15 protein-coding genes and 1 pseudogene are annotated in these 16716 nt (G+C 38.0%); 6 read left to right on the top strand and 10 right to left on the bottom strand.

Annotated elements, in window-relative coordinates:
• Positions 1 to 125: 125 nt before the first annotated feature.
• The 9 genes from rpsR to dnaA all read right to left on the bottom strand — a co-directional run bounded on the left by rpsR (position 126) and on the right by dnaA (position 10483).
• On the bottom strand, positions 126 to 362 hold the full coding sequence (gene rpsR / locus AC1F25_RS10055) for a 30S ribosomal protein S18 (RefSeq protein WP_002288370.1): 237 nt from the start codon (positions 360 to 362) through the stop codon (positions 126 to 128).
• A gap of 25 nt (positions 363 to 387) precedes the next feature.
• Positions 388 to 900 (bottom strand): single-stranded DNA-binding protein, encoded by a 513-nt coding sequence (gene ssb, locus AC1F25_RS10050; RefSeq protein ID WP_002288368.1) that lies wholly within the window; start codon positions 898 to 900, stop codon positions 388 to 390.
• A 50-nt stretch (positions 901 to 950) separates the two neighbouring features.
• A complete protein-coding gene (rpsF, locus tag AC1F25_RS10045) occupies positions 951 to 1250 on the bottom strand; it encodes a 30S ribosomal protein S6 (protein ID WP_002288366.1) in 300 nt (99 codons plus the stop codon).
• Between the two features lie 556 nt (positions 1251 to 1806).
• Positions 1807 to 4278 (bottom strand): DNA gyrase subunit A, encoded by a 2472-nt coding sequence (gene gyrA / locus AC1F25_RS10040; protein WP_002309898.1) that lies wholly within the window; start codon positions 4276 to 4278, stop codon positions 1807 to 1809.
• A 19-nt stretch (positions 4279 to 4297) separates the two neighbouring features.
• Positions 4298 to 6244, bottom strand: coding sequence for a DNA topoisomerase (ATP-hydrolyzing) subunit B (gene gyrB, locus AC1F25_RS10035; protein ID WP_002288364.1), 1947 nt, complete (start codon positions 6242 to 6244; stop codon positions 4298 to 4300).
• Positions 6241 to 7365, bottom strand: a complete 1125-nt coding sequence (recF, locus tag AC1F25_RS10030) for a DNA replication/repair protein RecF (protein ID WP_479994083.1) — start codon at positions 7363 to 7365, stop codon at positions 6241 to 6243. The genes gyrB and recF overlap by 4 nt, the downstream gene beginning before the upstream one ends.
• Positions 7352 to 7594 carry a S4 domain-containing protein YaaA gene (gene yaaA, locus AC1F25_RS10025; RefSeq protein WP_002293125.1) on the bottom strand — a complete coding sequence of 81 codons (243 nt, stop codon included), beginning with the start codon at positions 7592 to 7594 and terminating at the stop codon, positions 7352 to 7354. The genes recF and yaaA overlap by 14 nt, the downstream gene beginning before the upstream one ends.
• A 227-nt stretch (positions 7595 to 7821) precedes the next feature.
• Entirely contained in the window at positions 7822 to 8952 is a 1131-nt protein-coding gene (dnaN, locus tag AC1F25_RS10020) for a DNA polymerase III subunit beta (protein ID WP_002313917.1), read from the bottom strand.
• A 196-nt stretch (positions 8953 to 9148) separates the two neighbouring features.
• Positions 9149 to 10483 (bottom strand): chromosomal replication initiator protein DnaA, encoded by a 1335-nt coding sequence (gene dnaA / locus AC1F25_RS10015; RefSeq protein WP_002293122.1) that lies wholly within the window; start codon positions 10481 to 10483, stop codon positions 9149 to 9151.
• 522 nt (positions 10484 to 11005) lie between these two features.
• Here dnaA and rpmH point away from each other — a divergent pair.
• The 4 genes from rpmH (at position 11006) to jag (ending at position 13205) form a co-directional block, all read left to right on the top strand.
• Positions 11006 to 11140, top strand: a complete 135-nt coding sequence (gene rpmH, locus AC1F25_RS10010; RefSeq protein ID WP_002293121.1) for a 50S ribosomal protein L34 — start codon at positions 11006 to 11008, stop codon at positions 11138 to 11140.
• A gap of 117 nt (positions 11141 to 11257) precedes the next feature.
• Positions 11258 to 11614 carry a ribonuclease P protein component gene (gene rnpA, locus AC1F25_RS10005; protein WP_002293120.1) on the top strand — a complete coding sequence of 119 codons (357 nt, stop codon included), beginning with the start codon at positions 11258 to 11260 and terminating at the stop codon, positions 11612 to 11614.
• Positions 11611 to 12429 (top strand): YidC/Oxa1 family membrane protein insertase, encoded by an 819-nt coding sequence (locus tag AC1F25_RS10000; protein ID WP_151668856.1) that lies wholly within the window; start codon positions 11611 to 11613, stop codon positions 12427 to 12429. The genes rnpA and AC1F25_RS10000 overlap by 4 nt, the downstream gene beginning before the upstream one ends.
• A gap of 17 nt (positions 12430 to 12446) precedes the next feature.
• The gene (gene jag / locus AC1F25_RS09995) at positions 12447 to 13205 is read left to right on the top strand and encodes an RNA-binding cell elongation regulator Jag/EloR (RefSeq protein WP_002320644.1); all 759 of its coding nucleotides are present in this window, start codon (positions 12447 to 12449) and stop codon (positions 13203 to 13205) included.
• A gap of 167 nt (positions 13206 to 13372) precedes the next feature.
• On the opposite strand, the pseudogene AC1F25_RS09990 reads toward jag, so the two are convergent.
• A pseudogene (locus AC1F25_RS09990) lies at positions 13373 to 13711 on the bottom strand (hypothetical protein).
• 217 nt (positions 13712 to 13928) lie between these two features.
• On the opposite strand from AC1F25_RS09990, the gene AC1F25_RS09985 reads away from it, so the two are divergent.
• Positions 13929 to 15263: a hypothetical protein gene (locus AC1F25_RS09985; RefSeq protein ID WP_479994082.1), complete on the top strand. Its 1335-nt coding sequence runs from the start codon at positions 13929 to 13931 to the stop codon at positions 15261 to 15263.
• A gap of 140 nt (positions 15264 to 15403) precedes the next feature.
• Complete coding sequence (locus tag AC1F25_RS09980; protein WP_104760338.1) at positions 15404 to 16687, top strand: hypothetical protein; 1284 nt, start codon at positions 15404 to 15406, stop codon at positions 16685 to 16687.
• Positions 16688 to 16716 lie beyond the last annotated feature (29 nt).

Here is a 16716-nt window from a genome sequence, read left to right as displayed (position 1 = left end):
TGACTAACTTGATTTTACCATAACTTTCGTCATTCAAGCGACTAAACGAATATCGGTTATTTTTACAGAAAAAAAAGAATTGAATAGCTGATCAAAAGGATCAGTCATTCAATTCCTCGGATTTATTAGTCTTCGCTAACGAAAGGTAGCAAGCCCATGATACGTGCGCGTTTGATTGCAACAGTAATTTTACGTTGGTTTTTAGCGCCTGTACCAGTTACACGACGTGGCAAGATTTTACCGCGTTCTGAAATAAATCTTTTTAGTAATTCGATATCTTTATAATCGATATATTCAATATGGTTAGCAGCAATGTAATCTACTTTACGACGTTTACGTCCGCCTCTTCTTTGTTGTGCCATTCTATTTCCCTCCTATCAAATTCGTTTAGAATGGTAAATCATCATCTGAAATGTCGATCGTTGAACTTGAGCCGAATGGGTCAGAAGTATCACGGTCGAAATCAGGCATACCGTTGGATGATTGAGATGTTTGATTAGAGTTATTGTTTCCGCCAAATCCGCCAGCTGATTGACCAGAACTTTGGAATCCGCCGCTTTGTTGGCGATTTTCAGATGCAGAACGACTTTCCAGCAATTGGAAGTTGTCAGCTACTACTTCTGTCACGTATACACGTTGTCCTTGCTGATTATCATAAGAACGAGTTTGGATACGTCCAGTAACACCTAAAAGTGTTCCTTTACGAGCATAGTTTGCTAAAGTTTCTGCTGATTTGCGCCAAATCACACAGTTGATAAAATCAGCCTCGCGATTGCCGCTTTGGTTTGTAAAATTACGATTCACAGCCAAAGTAAATGTTGCGACTGCCGTACCACTTGCTGTGTAACGCAAATCTGGATCTTTCGTCAGACGTCCAACTAATACAACATTATTAATCAAAATAGTCATCTCCTCTCATCGTTTTTCTATTGTTTCACATGAAACAACAATTAAGCTTCTTCTTTAACAATCATGTGACGAATGATGTCGTCGTTGATTTTAGCAAGACGGTCAAATTCATTGACAGCATTTGCTGATGATGGAGAAGATACTTTAACGATGTGATAGATACCTTCACGGTAACCGTTCATTTCATAAGCGAAACGGCGTTTTTCCCAATCTTTTGATTCGATAACTTCTGCTCCGTTATCTTTCAAGATTGCATCGAAACGTTCGATTAAAGCAGTTTTTGCTTCTTCATCAATGTTTGGACGAATAATGTACATGATTTCATATTTCGTGTTTTCCATTGATATTCACCTCCCTGTGGACTTTCGGCTCTTAGGTTCCTAAGAGCAAGGAGAGTTATCTAATTAATTAGACTACTCACAAGCTTTGATTATACACTCTATTTTGGTCAAAAGCAATACAGAATAAACAGTTTCAAATATTTTAAGAGAAATTCAATTAATCAAAAAAGCAAGCAAGGGAACTGTGACAAAAGTCTTGTCGCAGTTCCCTTTTTTCGAATAAACGGTGTTCTCCTGCCAACTCCTTGTGACTCAGAGTGAAACGGCAGACTCACGACCTCTTCCTTAAACGGTGTTCAAAAGCTTGCATCTATGGCACTAAGCCCAATCAGATGAAAAATATGGAATGCTATTTTTGTCTGATTGTTCTTACTGCTTGATGCAGAGCAGCTTTTTCATAACCTCCTACACGGTGTTCCAGAAGTAACTTCTTCGAAAAATAAGCCGAAATTTCACAAAAATTTGAGAAGCAATTTTCGTGAATTCCTTCTTATTTCTTGAAGCTGACCACTTCTGTCACAACCTCTTTGTTAACTTAAACACTTCATCTTTATGATTATTCTTCTGTTGCTTGCTCTTCAACTGTTTGTTCTACCGCTTCTGGCTCGACTGCTGCCATTGTGACGACTTTCGTATCAGCTTCCATCTTCATCAAACGTACACCCAATGTTGAACGTCCAGTTTGAGAAACAGTCGATACGTTGAAACGGATAATCACACCTTTATCTGTAATCAGCATGATGTCTTCATCTCCAGAAACAGTGGTCAATCCGGCTAGTGGACCATTTTTTTCAGTGATATTCGCCGTTTTGATTCCTTTACCACCGCGGCCTTTCACTGGATATTCCGATACTTTGGTCCGTTTTCCGTAACCTTTTTCTGTAATCACTAGTACTTCTTGGTCTTCCTTCATCAGGGCTGCCCCAACAACGTAGTCTTCCTCACGCAAACGTATCCCTCTGACGCCGGAAGCTGTACGTCCCATATCGCGGACTGCTTCCTCTTTGAAGGTCACAGAGTAGCCGTTATGTGTGCCAATGATGATATTTGACTGTCCATCTGTCAATAGAACATTGACTAATTCGTCATCTTCTTTCAAACCAATTGCAATCAGACCATTGCTTCGGATGTTAGCGAAAGCAGTGACAGACGTACGTTTAACTGTACCTTGACGCGTCGTAAAGAAGAGATAGTGGCCTTCTTCTGCTTCTCCCGTCACCGCAATAATTGCTTGGATGCTTTCACTCGAGTCGATACCCAGCAAATTGATGATTGGGATACCTTTGGCTGTACGTCCGTATTCTGGAATTTCGTATCCTTTTGCCCGATACACTTTTCCGTTATTCGTAAAGAATAACAATGTATCATGGGTAGAACAAGAAACTAGATTCTTGACGAAGTCGTCATTGTGGATACCCATTCCTTGGACACCACGCCCGCCTCTTCGTTGAGCTCTGAATTCATTATTTGCCAAACGTTTGATATAACCATTGTTTGTCAGTGTAATAACGATTTCTTCTTCTTCGATCAAATCTTCATCTTCTAGACTTAAGACCTCACCGACTAGTAATTCTGTGCGTCGTTTATCACCAAATCGTTGATTCAAGTCTGCTAACTCATTCTTGATGATTTCCGTGACACGTTCGGGTCTTGCCAGAATGTCAGTCAAATCTTCAATCAGTTTCAATAGTTCTTGATATTCATTTTCGATTTTTTCCCGTTCCAAACCGGTCAATCGACGCAAACGCATATCTAAGATAGCTTGTGATTGGCGATCGGATAAATCGAACCGTTCGATCATTGTTGCTTTTGCTTCATCATCTGATTTAGACCCGCGGATAATCGCAATGATTTCATCGATATGATCCAAAGCAATACGCAAACCTTCTAAGATGTGTGCTCTTGCTTCTGCTTTTTCTTTTTCAAAGACCGTCCGTCGTGTGATGACTTCGCGTTGATGTTCGATATAGTTTTCAAGGATTTGTTTCAAACTTAAAACTTTCGGCACGCCTTTTTCGATGGCCAACATATTGAATCCAAATGAATTCTGTAAGGATGTCAATTTGTATAAGTTATTCAAAATAACTGATGCGCTGGCGTCACGACGAATGTCAATGACAATTCGCATGCCTTCACGGGAAGATTCATCCCGCAAATCCGTGATTCCTTCGATACGCTTGTCTCTGTGCAACTCAGAAATCCGTTCAATCAATTTGGCTTTATTGACCATATAAGGTAATTCCGTCACGAGGATCCGTTCTTTGCCATTTGGCATCTCAGTGATCTCAACTTTTGCACGTACGGTAATAGAACCTTTACCTGTTTCATACGCTCTTCGGATTCCTGATTTTCCCATGACTAAACCACCTGTTGGAAAATCTGGTCCAGGTAATACTTCCATCAATTCATTGGTCGTCACATCAGGATTATCCATCAGCAAATCGATAGCCGCTACTACCTCAGATAAATTATGAGGTGGGATATTCGTTGCCATACCCACGGCTATCCCCGTCGTTCCGTTCACCAAAAGATTGGGGAAGCGAGCAGGTAATACAACGGGTTCTTTTTCTGTGTCATCATAGTTGCTTTGGAAATCAACAGTGTTCTTATTGATATCACGCAGCATTTCTGTAGCGATTTTACTCATCCGTGCTTCGGTATAACGCATAGCAGCGGCACCGTCACCGTCAACAGAACCAAAGTTTCCATGGCCATCCACTAGCATATAACGGTAGCTAAATGGCTGCGCCATCCGTACCATTGACTCATAGATCGCACTATCCCCATGAGGATGGTATTTACCCATGACATCTCCGACGATTCTGGCAGATTTTTTATGGGCTTTATCCGGTGTCACACCTAATTCGTTCATGCCGTATAAAATACGGCGATGAACGGGTTTCAGACCATCTCTGACATCAGGCAGTGCACGTGCGACAATAACACTCATCGCATAATCGATGAAGGAGTCTTTCATTTCGCTGGTTAGATTGACATCATGGATGTTTTCTCTGATTTCTTCACTCATTCTTTTTCCTCCTTCATGATTAAATATCTAAGTTCTTCACGTAATGTGCATTTTCCTCGATGAATGCACGACGAGGCTCTACTCGATCCCCCATCAACATTTCAAATATCTGGTCTGCCGCAATAGCATCGTCCACGCTGACGCGGGCCATCATTCGATTACTTGGGTCCATAGTTGTTTCCCATAGTTGATGATCATCCATTTCTCCAAGTCCTTTATACCGCTGAACACTTGGTTTTGGTGAAGCAGGAAGTGAAGCAACGACTTGTTTCAACTCTTCTTCTGCATTCTTTCCTGGTTGTACATACGTGATATTCTTCCCTTGTTTTACCCCGTATAAAGGCGGCTGAGCAATATAGACATAACCAGCTTCAACAATTGGACGCATGTAACGGTAAAAAAGAGTCAGCAGCAATGTACGGATATGCGCACCATCAACATCGGCATCAGTCATGATCACTAATTTATGATAACGAGCTTTCGATACATCGAAATCTTCTCCAAACCCTGTACCCATAGCGGTAAATAAAGACCGGATCTCTTCATTTGCCAAGATCTTATCCATACTTGCTTTTTCAACATTCAAGATTTTCCCACGAATAGGCAAGATAGCTTGAAATTCTCGATTACGACCTTGCTTAGCTGATCCGCCGGCCGAATCTCCTTCGACGATGAACAATTCGCATTTTTCAGGATCGTTGCTAGAGCAGTCTGCTAATTTTCCTGGCAGATTACTGATCTCTAAAGCACCTTTACGTCTCGTTACTTCACGCGCACGTTTCGCTGCTAGACGAGCTCTGGAAGCTAATAATCCTTTTTCAACGATTTGACGGCCCACACTTGGGTTTTCTAGCAAGAATTTCATGAAATGCTCGCTAAATAACCGATCAGTGACTGTCCGTACTTCGGAATTGCCCAATTTTGTTTTTGTTTGTCCTTCGAATTGAGGGTCAGGATGCTTGATAGAAATAACAGCTGTCAATCCTTCTCGCACGTCTTCACCAGTCAAGTTGTCATCATTTTCTTTCATCAGCTTTTGTTTTCGAGCATAATCATTGATTACCCGAGTTAATGCAGTCTTGAATCCTGATTCATGTGTTCCGCCTTCATACGTATGGATATTGTTGGCAAAACTCATGATATTGGAATGGTAGCCGTCTGTATATTGCATAGAGACTTCAACTGCGATATCTTGCTGCTCACCTTCCAAATATACAGGTTCTGGGAAAATCACGGTTTTGTTTGCATTCAAGTATTCGACATAACTTTTGATCCCGCCATCATAATGGTATTCATTGATGACTGGTTCTTCTTCTCGTTTGTCCTCAATCGAGATACGCATCCCGCGGTTCAAGAAAGCTAGTTCACGGATTCGGGTAGCCAATTTTGAAAAATCAAACTCAGTTGTCTCTGTAAAAATTTCAGGATCTGGCGTAAAGTGAACCGTTGTTCCATGGCGATCCGTTTGTTCAATGATCTTTAAGTCGTCCACTACAGCTCCACGACGATACTCTTGATAGTACACATTTCCTTCTTTGTATACTTTGACATCAAGTTGCGTAGAAAGTGCGTTTACGACGGAAGATCCCACTCCATGAAGACCACCGGAAACTTTGTATCCGCCACCGCCAAATTTTCCTCCAGCATGTAAAACAGTAAAGACCGTTTCAACTGCAGGACGTCCGGTTTTTGCTTGGATATCTACTGGTATCCCCCGTCCATCGTCAATAACAGTGATACTGTTGTCTTTTTCTATAATCACATGGATTTTCGTTGCAAAACCTGCTAATACTTCATCGATCGAATTATCGACGATTTCCCAAACAAGGTGATGCAGACCTTCAGAACTAGTCGAACCGATATACATGCCAGGTCGTTTACGAACGGCTTCAAGTCCTTCAAGTACTTGAATCTGACTGGCATCATATTCTTTAGCGCGTTCTACTAAACTTCTTTCTTCTGTCATTCAGTTTCTTCTCCTTTTAGTTTCCCTTGTCGAACATAAAAAATCTCAGGTTCAACAGTCATTTTATTTTTTACATGGTCAAGTGTCGTCGTTGTTAAGAACGTTTGAACTTTTCCTTCGATTGTTTCCAGCAGATGGAGCTGACGATTATCATCCAGCTCGCTCATCACATCATCTAATAATAGGATTGGATATTCCCCTGTCTCTTCTTTGATCAAATCAATTTCTGCTAATTTGACACTTAGAGCAGTCGTTCTTTGCTGTCCTTGCGATCCATAAGTCTGCACGTTTTTTTGATTAATAAAAAAGGAAAGATCGTCACGGTGAGGACCAACTGTCGTCGTTCCCCGAAAAAGGTCTTTCTTTTTGTTTTGATTCAAAAGTGTGAGAAATTGTTCTTGGATTTGTTCTTGCGTATGTGTTTCTAAAGAATCGACTGCGGTGAGATACTCGATTTCCAGCTGCTCTTTATGATGTGTGATTTGCTGATGTAAAGAATTAGCCCAAAACTCCAATCGCTTGATGAACTGTGCTCTTGCTTTCAATACTTTGCTACCAAACGCTGCTAGTTGTTCGGACAAAATATCCAAATAAAGCAAATCAGTTTGTTTTTTTTCATTCAATTGCTTCAAATACTGGTTTCTTTGCTTCAAAATCGCTTGGTATTGGACAAGATCATAAAGATAAATTGGATTGATCTGACCTAATTCCATATCTAAAAATTTCCGCCTGATCTGCGGGCTGCCTTTTACTAACGAAAGATCCTCTGGTGCAAATAAAATGACATTCATTTGTCCCACGTAAGTACTTAACTTTTTTTGTTCGATATGGTTGATCTTGGTTTTTCGGCCTTTTTTAGATAATAAGATTTCTAATGGGAGAGTGGATGAACCTTTTGCGATCTCTCCTTGGATCATTGCCTGATCGTCATTCCAACCAATCAATTCCTGCTCACTACTTGTCCGATGGCTTCGCGTCATAGCCAATACATAGATACTTTCCAAAAGATTTGTTTTTCCCTGCGCATTTTCACCTAAAAAAATGACCAGATTCTTGGAAAATTCGATGTTCAGCTCTTCGTAATTTCGATAATTTTTTAAATACAGCTTATTCAGCCTCATTATCGTCGTTTCCTTTTTTTACCATAAAAAAAGTTCCTACTTCTGGAACTTCAACCATCATACCGGGATAAAGCTTGCGTCCACGACGATTTTCCGGCTCGCCATCGACTAACACAGTGTTTTCTGCCAAATACCATTTTGCTTGTCCGCCACTACCGATAACGGTGGCTTCTTTCAGCATTTGACCCAACGTCATGAATTCCGTATTTAGAATGACTTGTTGTTTCAATGTCCATCCCTCATTTTCATTATTAAAAGTATACTCTATTATACCTTTTTTTCCGCAATAAAACAAATTTATCCATATATTTTTCCATATAAGACGATTTAATCTAAAAAAGGTGATTTAGACAAAAATAAACAGAAAGCCTTAAAAGAGATTTTAGGGCCTTCTGTTTAAATTTTATTTTTTCTAATTCTTTTCAATTAAATTTTCAATATCTTTGAAAATCTTTGTTAATTTGTACGTACAGGAGTAATCAATTGGATAAATTGAACGCCATCTTCCGTTGGTTCCAACGTGAATGGTCGAATAGCGGAAATAAATTTTACTTTGATACTCATATCTCCAAATGCACGCAACGCTGCTTTCATATAATCCGGGTTGAAAGAAATCTCCAATGGATCGCCATTGCTTGCTGTATAGCTCAAGCTTTCTTCTACTTTCCCGATTTCTGGAGAATTTCCGTATAAAACAACCGCATCTGGACGAATGGATAAACGAACGATATTGTTGCGGCCTTCATGAGAAAGTAAAGAAGCACGTTCGATTGCTGCTAGAAAGCTAGGAACAGAAAATTCGACCTCTGTATTAAAGCTTGATGGGATCAAACGATTGGTATCAGGATAGTTTCCTTCTAGCAAGCGGGAATAGAAATACATTGTTTCCGTTTTAAACAAGACTTGGTTTTCCATAATGCTGATTTCGACGATTTCTTCTTCATTTGTCAATGAGCGAGACAATTCGATCAAACTTTTCCCGGGAATAACAATATCAAAATGATCAGCCGTTTGTTCTACTGGGATCACCCGTTGACTTAGACGGTGAGAGTCGGTAGCTACAGCCAATAAAGAATGATCAGATAAAATAAAATGCACACCCGTCAAGATTGGACGGCTCTCATGCTGCGAAACAGCAAAAACTGTTTCGTTGATTAGTTTAGTCAATACGTGTACTGGTAATTTCATCTGGTTATGACTTTCGACAACAGGAAGATGAGGATAATTATCTGCATCTAATCCATTCACGATAAAATTCGCTTTTCCAGAAGTGATCGCTACTTGTTTATTTTCTAATACTTCTAAAGTAAATGTTTCTTCAGGAAGTCTTCGAATGATTTCGCTAAAGAAACGAGCTTGTAAAACAATTGATCCGGTAGATTCGATTTGCATATTTGCTTTTTCGTTTTCAACAGACAAAAAAGTTTCAATTGATATATCAGCGTTGCTCCCTGTCAAAGTCAAACCTTCTTGTGTCAGTGTGATTTTTACACCTGTCAAAATAGGGATAGTGGTTTTGCTTGAAATAGCTCGTTGAACAGTTTGCAATTCCTGCATAAAGCTAGCTCGGTTTAAAGTAACTTTCATGATGTATCTCCTTTGAATGTTTGTTTATTTATTATTAGTTAAAAAGAATAATAAAAGTAATAGGGCATGTTGATTCTGTGGAAAACTCAAAAAACGCAAGAGAGAAACGAAAAAACAGCTGTGGAAAAAGTGTGTATAACTTTTGCTTGTTTTTTTCTTTTATCCACATGCTATTTTCAGTTGGTAGAATCGACAATTAATTTAGTAAAAAGTTTTTGATTTCTGATACTTCATTTTGCATGCTGACACTAGAATCCATCAGCTGCTGGATTTTCTCATGGGCATGGATAACCGTTGTATGGTCCTTGCCACCGAATTCAGCACCAATTTTCGGTAAAGAATTATCTGTGAGCTCACGTGCCAAGTACATAGCGATTTGTCTAGGTACAACAATAGATTTGACGCGTTTCTTTCCTTTGAGATCTTTCAATTGGATGTGATAATACTTTGCCACTTCTTCTTGGATCTGCAAAATCGACAATTGAGGATGTCCTTTTCCTGACTTTAACGTTTTCAGCGCATCTGCAGCTAGACTAGTCGAAATATCTTCACTATTCATTGCAGCAAAAGCCTGTACTCGAACAAGTGCCCCTTCTAATTCACGAATATTAGAATCAATTTGTCCTGCGATATAGCTCAGCGTGTCATCTGGGATCTCTAGACGTTCAGCTGCCGCTTTTTTACGCAAAATCGCTGTTCTTGTTTCAAGATCCGGTGGCGTAATATCAACAGAGAGCCCCCATGCAAAGCGAGAAACAAGGCGTTCTTGTAGTTTTGGAATCTCGTTTGGCAACCGATCACTGGTTAGAACGATTTGTTTACCCTCATTGTACAAGGCATTGAAAGTATGGAAAAACTCCTCTTGCGTAGCTTCTTTTTCTGCGAAAAATTGAATATCATCTACTAATAGTAAATCAACATTTCGATATTCTTGACGGAATTCTTCTGCTGTTTTGTTTTGGATCGAATTGATGAAATCATTAGCAAAAGTTTCACTGCTTACATATTTTACTTTGGCATTAGGCTGACTTTGCAGCATTTGATGACCGATGGCATGCATCAAGTGAGTCTTACCAAGTCCTACGCCTCCATAAAAGAAGAGCGGGTTATAAATAGAACCTGGATCTTCTGCTACAACGAGCGCTGCTGCATGAGCCATCTGGTTTCCTTTACCAATGACAAACGTATCAAAGGTATATTTAGGATTCAGCATGGCTTTTTTTAGCGGGCTAGGTGCCGCAACTTTTGGATTTTTTTCTTCTACAACTTCTTCTTGCTCTGCTTCTTCGCCAGTAATAAAGCGAGGGATAATCTCATTTCCTGATAACATATAACCGACTTCAACGATTTTTGTTGCCAGGTTTTTTTCCCAATATTCTTTATGAATCTTGCTAGGAACCTCAACAACGAGCTGGTTTTGATCAAGAGTTCGAGGGTTCGCTGTTTCAATCCATGTATTATAGCTAGCAGGCGATAAATCCTTTTGGTATGTTGCTTTTAATTCATTCCATAAAGCATCGAGGGATACCATATAAGGCCTCCTCCTTCATTAAAAAGTGAATAACTAGTACTAATTTAGCATTTTTTTTAATAGTTTTCCACAGAAACCGAAGAAAAAAATTTTTTAATTACAATTATCCACACAATCGACAAATAAAAAAAAGAGAAAAACACAGCTGTCAAAAAAAGTTTTCCACACCACTAATGCACAGGTGGACAACTTGTAAAAATCACTAGGTTTCCTCCTGTACCTGTGGATAACAAATGTATATTTATCAATAGTTTAGGGACGAAATGCACAGGAAAACGTCTGGTTGTGGATTACTTTTTTTACACGTGTGTTTTCTGTGTAAAAGTGCCTCGTTATTATTTGTGGATAATTCCTGTGTATAACTTTTTCCACATGAGATTCCCATAGAAAAAAATAATCTTGTGGATAAGTTTTGACAATCGATCTTCTATTTTATATTGACAAAATCACTACTTTGTCGTTATACTATCAAAGTATGTCTGTGTTTATAAAATAGATAAGAACATTTTGGAGGTGGAATATATGAAAAGAACATACCAACCAAATAAACGTAAACGTCAAAAAGTTCACGGATTCCGTAAACGTATGAGTACTAAAAATGGACGTCGTGTGTTAGCTAGCCGTCGTCGTAAAGGAAGAAAAGTTCTTTCAGCTTAGGCCACTGGGGTTTCAGTGGTTTTTTTTATACTCTTTTTTAGGGAAATGATGAAAGGACAATCGTAATTATGGTATGATTATGAGCGTAAGTGAGAGATAGAAAAGGAAAGAAAACTAATGAGAAAAGCGTATCGAGTAAAAAAAGAACGAGAGTTTCAAGCCGTGTTTCATACGGGAGATTCTTTTGCTAACCGCAAATTCGTCGTTTACCGTTTGAAAAAACCGGGACAGCCTCATTTTCGAGTTGGTTTATCTGTAGGAAAAAAGGTCGGCAACGCGGTAAGCCGCAATGAAGTCAAACGAAAAATCCGAGCAGCAGTTTATTCTATAAAAGAAGAGATTGATCCGGAGTTGGATTTTATTGTGATTGCTAGACCAAGTGTGAAGGGGCTGACTTATGATGAGGTTCGCTCCAATTTAGTCCACGTCTTAAAACTTGCAAAAATAATCGACAGAGAGGAAAAGAGTAAGTGAAGAAATACAAACGTTTACTTTTGATGGCCGCTATCGTTAGTTTGGTCATCGTCTTATCCGGTTGCGGAACTGGGGAAGTCAGCGCACAAAGTACAGGAATTTGGGATCGTTATATTGTTTATTACTTTGCTGAGGCGATCAAGGCGTTGTCATTTGGTAATGCAGGAATAGGGATCATTTTATTTACATTGATCATCCGTGTAATCTTGTTGCCGCTGATGCATTTCCAAACAAAGAGCATGCGTAAGACACAAGAATTACAACCGAAATTAAAAGCACTGCAGCAACAATATAGTTCAAGAGACCCAGAAACACAAAGTAAATTAAGAGAAGAGCAACAGCGTTTATATGCGGAAAATGGAGTCAATCCATATGCTGGTTGTCTTCCTTTATTGGTACAAATGCCAATCTTGATGGCGTTATGGCAATCTATTTCCCGTGTACCTGAGTTGAAACAAGGTCATTTCTTATGGTTGAACTTAGGGAACGCGGATCCAACATTTATCTTGCCGATTCTAGCAGCAATCTTTACTTTTGCAAGTACGTATTTATCTAGTATGAGTCAAATTGAATCGAATGCATCAATGAAGATCATGAATTTCGTGATGCCTGTAATGATTTTAGTGATGGGTGTCAATTTAGCCAGCGGTCTTTCATTATACTGGGTGGTTTCCAATGCCTTCCAAGTTGTACAAACATTGCTGATCAACAATCCTTTCAAAATTCGAAAAGAACGGGAAGAAGAAGCACGGAAAATCCGCGAAAGAGAACGTGCGTTGAAGAAAGCAATGAATCCTAAGAAAAAACGGAAATAATAGGGGAGGGAATGCTAATGCCGATTTATGAAGCTGCAACAATAGATGAAGCTGTTCAACTAGGTCTAGCTGATTTGGGTTTGACCAAAGACCAAGTTGAAATCGAAATATTGGAAGAAGGAAAAAAAGGTTTCCTAGGAATGGGCCGAAAGAATGCACGGCTTTCGATCCAGCCAAGTATCAGCGAAAAAATTTCTGAAACAGTAGAACAGACGGTAGAAGAGATTTTAGAAGAAGAACCAACAGCTGAGATCGAGGTAGTCAACGAAACGATTCTTGAAGAAAAAACAGAAGAAGTAAGTGAGCTAGGTGATGAAGCAGCTTTAACGGAATTGGCAGTCTATCTTACTGAAATTTCAAAACAACTTGATGCTCCAGCACTTGTTAAAATGGAAAGAGAATCAAATAATATGGTCGTTTTTCATTTAGAAACACAAAAACAAGGGTTACTGATTGGGAAACATGGAAAAACGTTGAATGCACTGCAATATCTGGCACAAGTCTTTATCCATCGTTTAGCAAGAAATAAGCTATCTGTAGTGGTCAATGTAGGCAATTACCGCGAAAAGCGTCAAGAGATTATTCAGCGTTTAGCTGATCGCACGGCTGAAAAAGTAAAACGGACAGGACAGCCTGTTTTCTTAGAACCAATGCCTGCCTTTGAACGTAAACAAATCCATGCGGCATTAAGCAAAGATGAACATGTAAAAACACATTCGGAAGGTGAGGAACCTTATCGTTACTTAGTAGTTGAACCTGCTAAAAAATATTATTGATTCCATTACTTTTTGAATAAATCACGTTGACAAAGTTTTTCAAACCAAGTATATTTTACTAGAAATCATTCTTATCAGAGTATACGATGAAGTAGTCACTAACTTTGATAGAAAAAAGCGGAACGAAACTGTTTTCAGTTTTGCTCCGCTTTTTTTGTCTATTTCATTTAACCAATCGTCGTTTGGATAAATTGGATCACTGTTCCATAAGCAAAAAGTTCCAGAAAATACTTTCCATCCCGATTTCTTTGCTGATACTCAAAATGACAGTTGATCACCGCGTTGGCACCATATTCAAGAACCTTCATTTTTAATTTCCTCTTCGTTGTCAAGAAAAGATCCTCTTTGGGAAAAGCTGGGTCAAACAAATCTGCTTCTAAGCATTCCACAACAAAAACGATATCGCGGACGATATATTTTTAATTGATATTTCCTGTAGATAAAACAACATCATTGATCCGAGGATCACTTTCTTCTTTCAATGCATCAGAGTTGAACTGGCTCATTCCTTTTCTCCTTTCAAAAACAAATATTTTAGATAGCGCTCCCATTCTAGTTTACCGTTTTTATGAAGAAAGAAAAAGCATGAATAGAAGAGAAACAATTATTTCTTTATTTTGAAAAAGCTAGAAAATATACAGAAACCACAGATGTTATAATTAATTGGGTATTTCGTAGTCTTAAAAGTTGTTTTACTCAATGAAGGAAGGAAAGGCATATAGAATGAATATATTGACTGAAAAACAAGTAACAGATTTGATCAAATCAGCAAATCGAAAGCGAAATCGTTATTTAAAAAGTGATATCTATGCGCGGGATATGTGCAGTCTTCTTCTACAAAATTGGAATATGCGCGACAATGATACTTTTCTAATAGAAAAGCCTAGTACAACTCCCACGATTGAATTTATGGCAATTTATCAGCAGCTTCTCGATATTCATCCTGAGGAATTCGAAGGACGTGACATCAAAAAAATCAAAGAATCGATTCAAAAAAGTATTTATGGTTCGATCCATACCGAGTTGTTCAGTAACTATATCAATGAATTGAAAAACAATCATCAAGACAGCTTTTTAGTAGTACCTGTTTCATTTTATTATCTAAGTTATAGATCTGCTGATTTCACAAAAAAATCTGATGTTGCAGTGATTATCCAAAAACAAAATAATCAGATAAATGTCCAGATTTATGACAAAGTTCAAATCAGAGCAGTTCGTCCAGATGAATATGCGAAGAAAAAAAATGTTCATAAAAATTCATGGACAAAGGAAGAAATAGCAAAACTAACTCCTATATACACATATGAACTGAGCGATGTTCAATCACTGGTTGACGTTTTACGCATAGGAAGAAATCATTACAATTGGCATGAAAAAGCAGTTCCTTTTCCCAAATATAAGAAGAGTTATTATATTTACAATAAATTAAGTAAGTACGCAACAATAGAAGGATATTCCTCTCATGTAGGGACAATTCAATATGTAAGAGATAACAGCGAAATCAAAAACATGAATGCGGCATTAAAATACATACTAGGAACAAAGTCAGAAATTATTATTGATGGCAAGAAATTCTTTCAAACGAAATACAAAACGTTATCTACGGAACAATTAAATCACACAATAAATGAGCTGATGTTCACGCATTTGAAAAAAATAGGCTATGGACAAGTGACAGAAAATTTCATTAGAAATGCTTATGAAGTCTATAAAGAAGCCAAAAGTCAGCGATCAGCTCTTGATATGATTGACAAAATAGCACATAAATCAGAATGGGGAGGAATCAACAAAAATAATCATTGGATTATCCCGACTGAAATTAGAAAATCCATCGACCATACGCTTTGTTTTTCTTATGGACTGCCTTCTAGCGAAAATAAACAGAAAAGTTGTTATCATTTAACGCCTATTGAAATTCTCTCTGTCAAAATAAAGTGTACGGAATCTAGGCAACAACAACTACACAATATTATCCGAAGAATATCAGTTCCTTCGTTTAGTACGATGGTTGAACGACGAAGAAGACAACAAGAACAAGGTGTTATAAGAGAAGTTTGATAAATAGGTCATTTTTCTTTTTAAAAGAAACGTTAAGATAGCGTTATCCTATTTATTTAGTCTCCCTTTTTTGAAGAAAGATAAATCCTTGCTCATACAGTATTATTCATTTGTTAGAGAGAAGAAAGGAGCGTTTAAAGATGGATCTTTTAGATGCAGCACAAGTAGAAATGCTGATTCAATCAGCGGATAAAAAAAGAGAAAAGTACGTAAATAGCGAAAAATATGTGCCAGAAATGTGCAGTGTTCTTTTACAAAATTGGAACATGATTGGAAATGATATTTTTTTTAAGACGAAACCCAGTACAAGCCCGACGCTTGAATTTATGACCGTTTACCAACAAATCCTCAATGTTTATCCAGATGAATTCGAAGGTCGGGACATCAACAAAATCAAAGAATCCATTCAAAAAAGTATTTATGGTTCAATCCATACAAAATTATTTAAAAATTACATCAATGAGCTAGAGAATAATCATAAAGATAGTTTTTTAGTTGTACCAGTTTCGATGTTTTATAAAGAAAAGTGGTATTCATGGTTCAAAAATGGTCATGGCGTCACTTTCATCATAAAAAAAGAGCAAGATCGTCTGAACGTAGAAGTTTATGATAAAGCACAAATGAGAATGCACTGCCCTGATAAAAGAGCATTGAAAAAAAAGATTCAAGAAAAGCTGTGGTTCGATCAAGAGACCCTAAAAATCACCCCAGTTTATGTCTATGAAGGAGTAGAGAAGAAAGGATTGGAAGAAGTGCTTCGGATAGGAAGGCAGCATCTTACCTTTGAAGAAAGAATTAATCCATTTGCTACAGCTAAAAGAACTTATCACATTTTAAACAAGCTAAGTAACTGCACAGAAAAAGAATATGTTGCGAATCATATTGCTACTACTCAGTATGTTCAAGGAAACTGTGAAATAAATAATATGAATGCTTCTTTAAAATATATTTTGGGAACCAGAAAACAAGTCACTATCCACGACAGAAACTTTTGGCAAACGAAATACAAAACATTATCGACAGAAAAATTCAACTATGTAATGAATGAACTAATGATCATGCACTTGGAAAAATCGGGATATGGTAAAGAAGAAGTGAGAAATTTTATTTCAAAAGCCTATGATCATTATTTGGATAGAAAAAAAGAGCGAGAACAGCTTCCACTGGAGAATAAAAAAATCCATAAAGTATTTTGGGGTGATAAATATAACAATGCAATTTGGACAATCCCATTTGTTCCTCGGAAAGAAGTAGTTCCTGAATCCCGTCACATAACAGGAGCGGAAATCAAAGCGATAAGAAATAGGTGTGATCAATTTGATCAGAAAAAAGTAGAAACACTGCGTAAAATCATTATTGATTCCAATTCAAAAAAGAATCAAAGAACACAAAGAGACAGCCAAAGGCAATTAAATGTAAGGTAATGGAATCAAGTAAGGTACAACTTCATATA

The sequence above is a fragment of the Enterococcus sp. M-BR2 genome, from assembly GCF_056612775.1.
The sequence above is the reverse complement of the archived record's forward strand: the minus strand, read 5'-3'. Positions and strand labels throughout refer to the sequence as shown.

Bases quoted from the DNA above. Each gene is read 5' to 3' on its own strand.
- AC1F25_RS09985 (WP_479994082.1), top strand. From the start codon at position 13,929: ATGAATATATTGACTGAAAAACAAGTAACAGATTTGATCAAATCAGCA.
- dnaA (WP_002293122.1), bottom strand. From the start codon at position 10,483: ATGGTATCCCTCGATGCTTTATGGAATGAATTAAAAGCAACATACCAA.
- dnaN (WP_002313917.1), bottom strand. From the start codon at position 8,952: ATGAAAGTTACTTTAAACCGAGCTAGCTTTATGCAGGAATTGCAAACT.
- jag (WP_002320644.1), top strand. From the start codon at position 12,447: ATGCCGATTTATGAAGCTGCAACAATAGATGAAGCTGTTCAACTAGGT.
- AC1F25_RS09980 (WP_104760338.1), top strand. From the start codon at position 15,404: ATGGATCTTTTAGATGCAGCACAAGTAGAAATGCTGATTCAATCAGCG.
- gyrA (WP_002309898.1), bottom strand. From the start codon at position 4,278: ATGAGTGAAGAAATCAGAGAAAACATCCATGATGTCAATCTAACCAGC.
- rnpA (WP_002293120.1), top strand. From the start codon at position 11,258: ATGAGAAAAGCGTATCGAGTAAAAAAAGAACGAGAGTTTCAAGCCGTG.
- rpsR (WP_002288370.1), bottom strand. From the start codon at position 362: ATGGCACAACAAAGAAGAGGCGGACGTAAACGTCGTAAAGTAGATTAC.
- recF (WP_479994083.1), bottom strand. From the start codon at position 7,365: ATGAGGCTGAATAAGCTGTATTTAAAAAATTATCGAAATTACGAAGAG.
- rpmH (WP_002293121.1), top strand. From the start codon at position 11,006: ATGAAAAGAACATACCAACCAAATAAACGTAAACGTCAAAAAGTTCAC.
- gyrB (WP_002288364.1), bottom strand. From the start codon at position 6,244: ATGACAGAAGAAAGAAGTTTAGTAGAACGCGCTAAAGAATATGATGCC.
- rpsF (WP_002288366.1), bottom strand. From the start codon at position 1,250: ATGGAAAACACGAAATATGAAATCATGTACATTATTCGTCCAAACATT.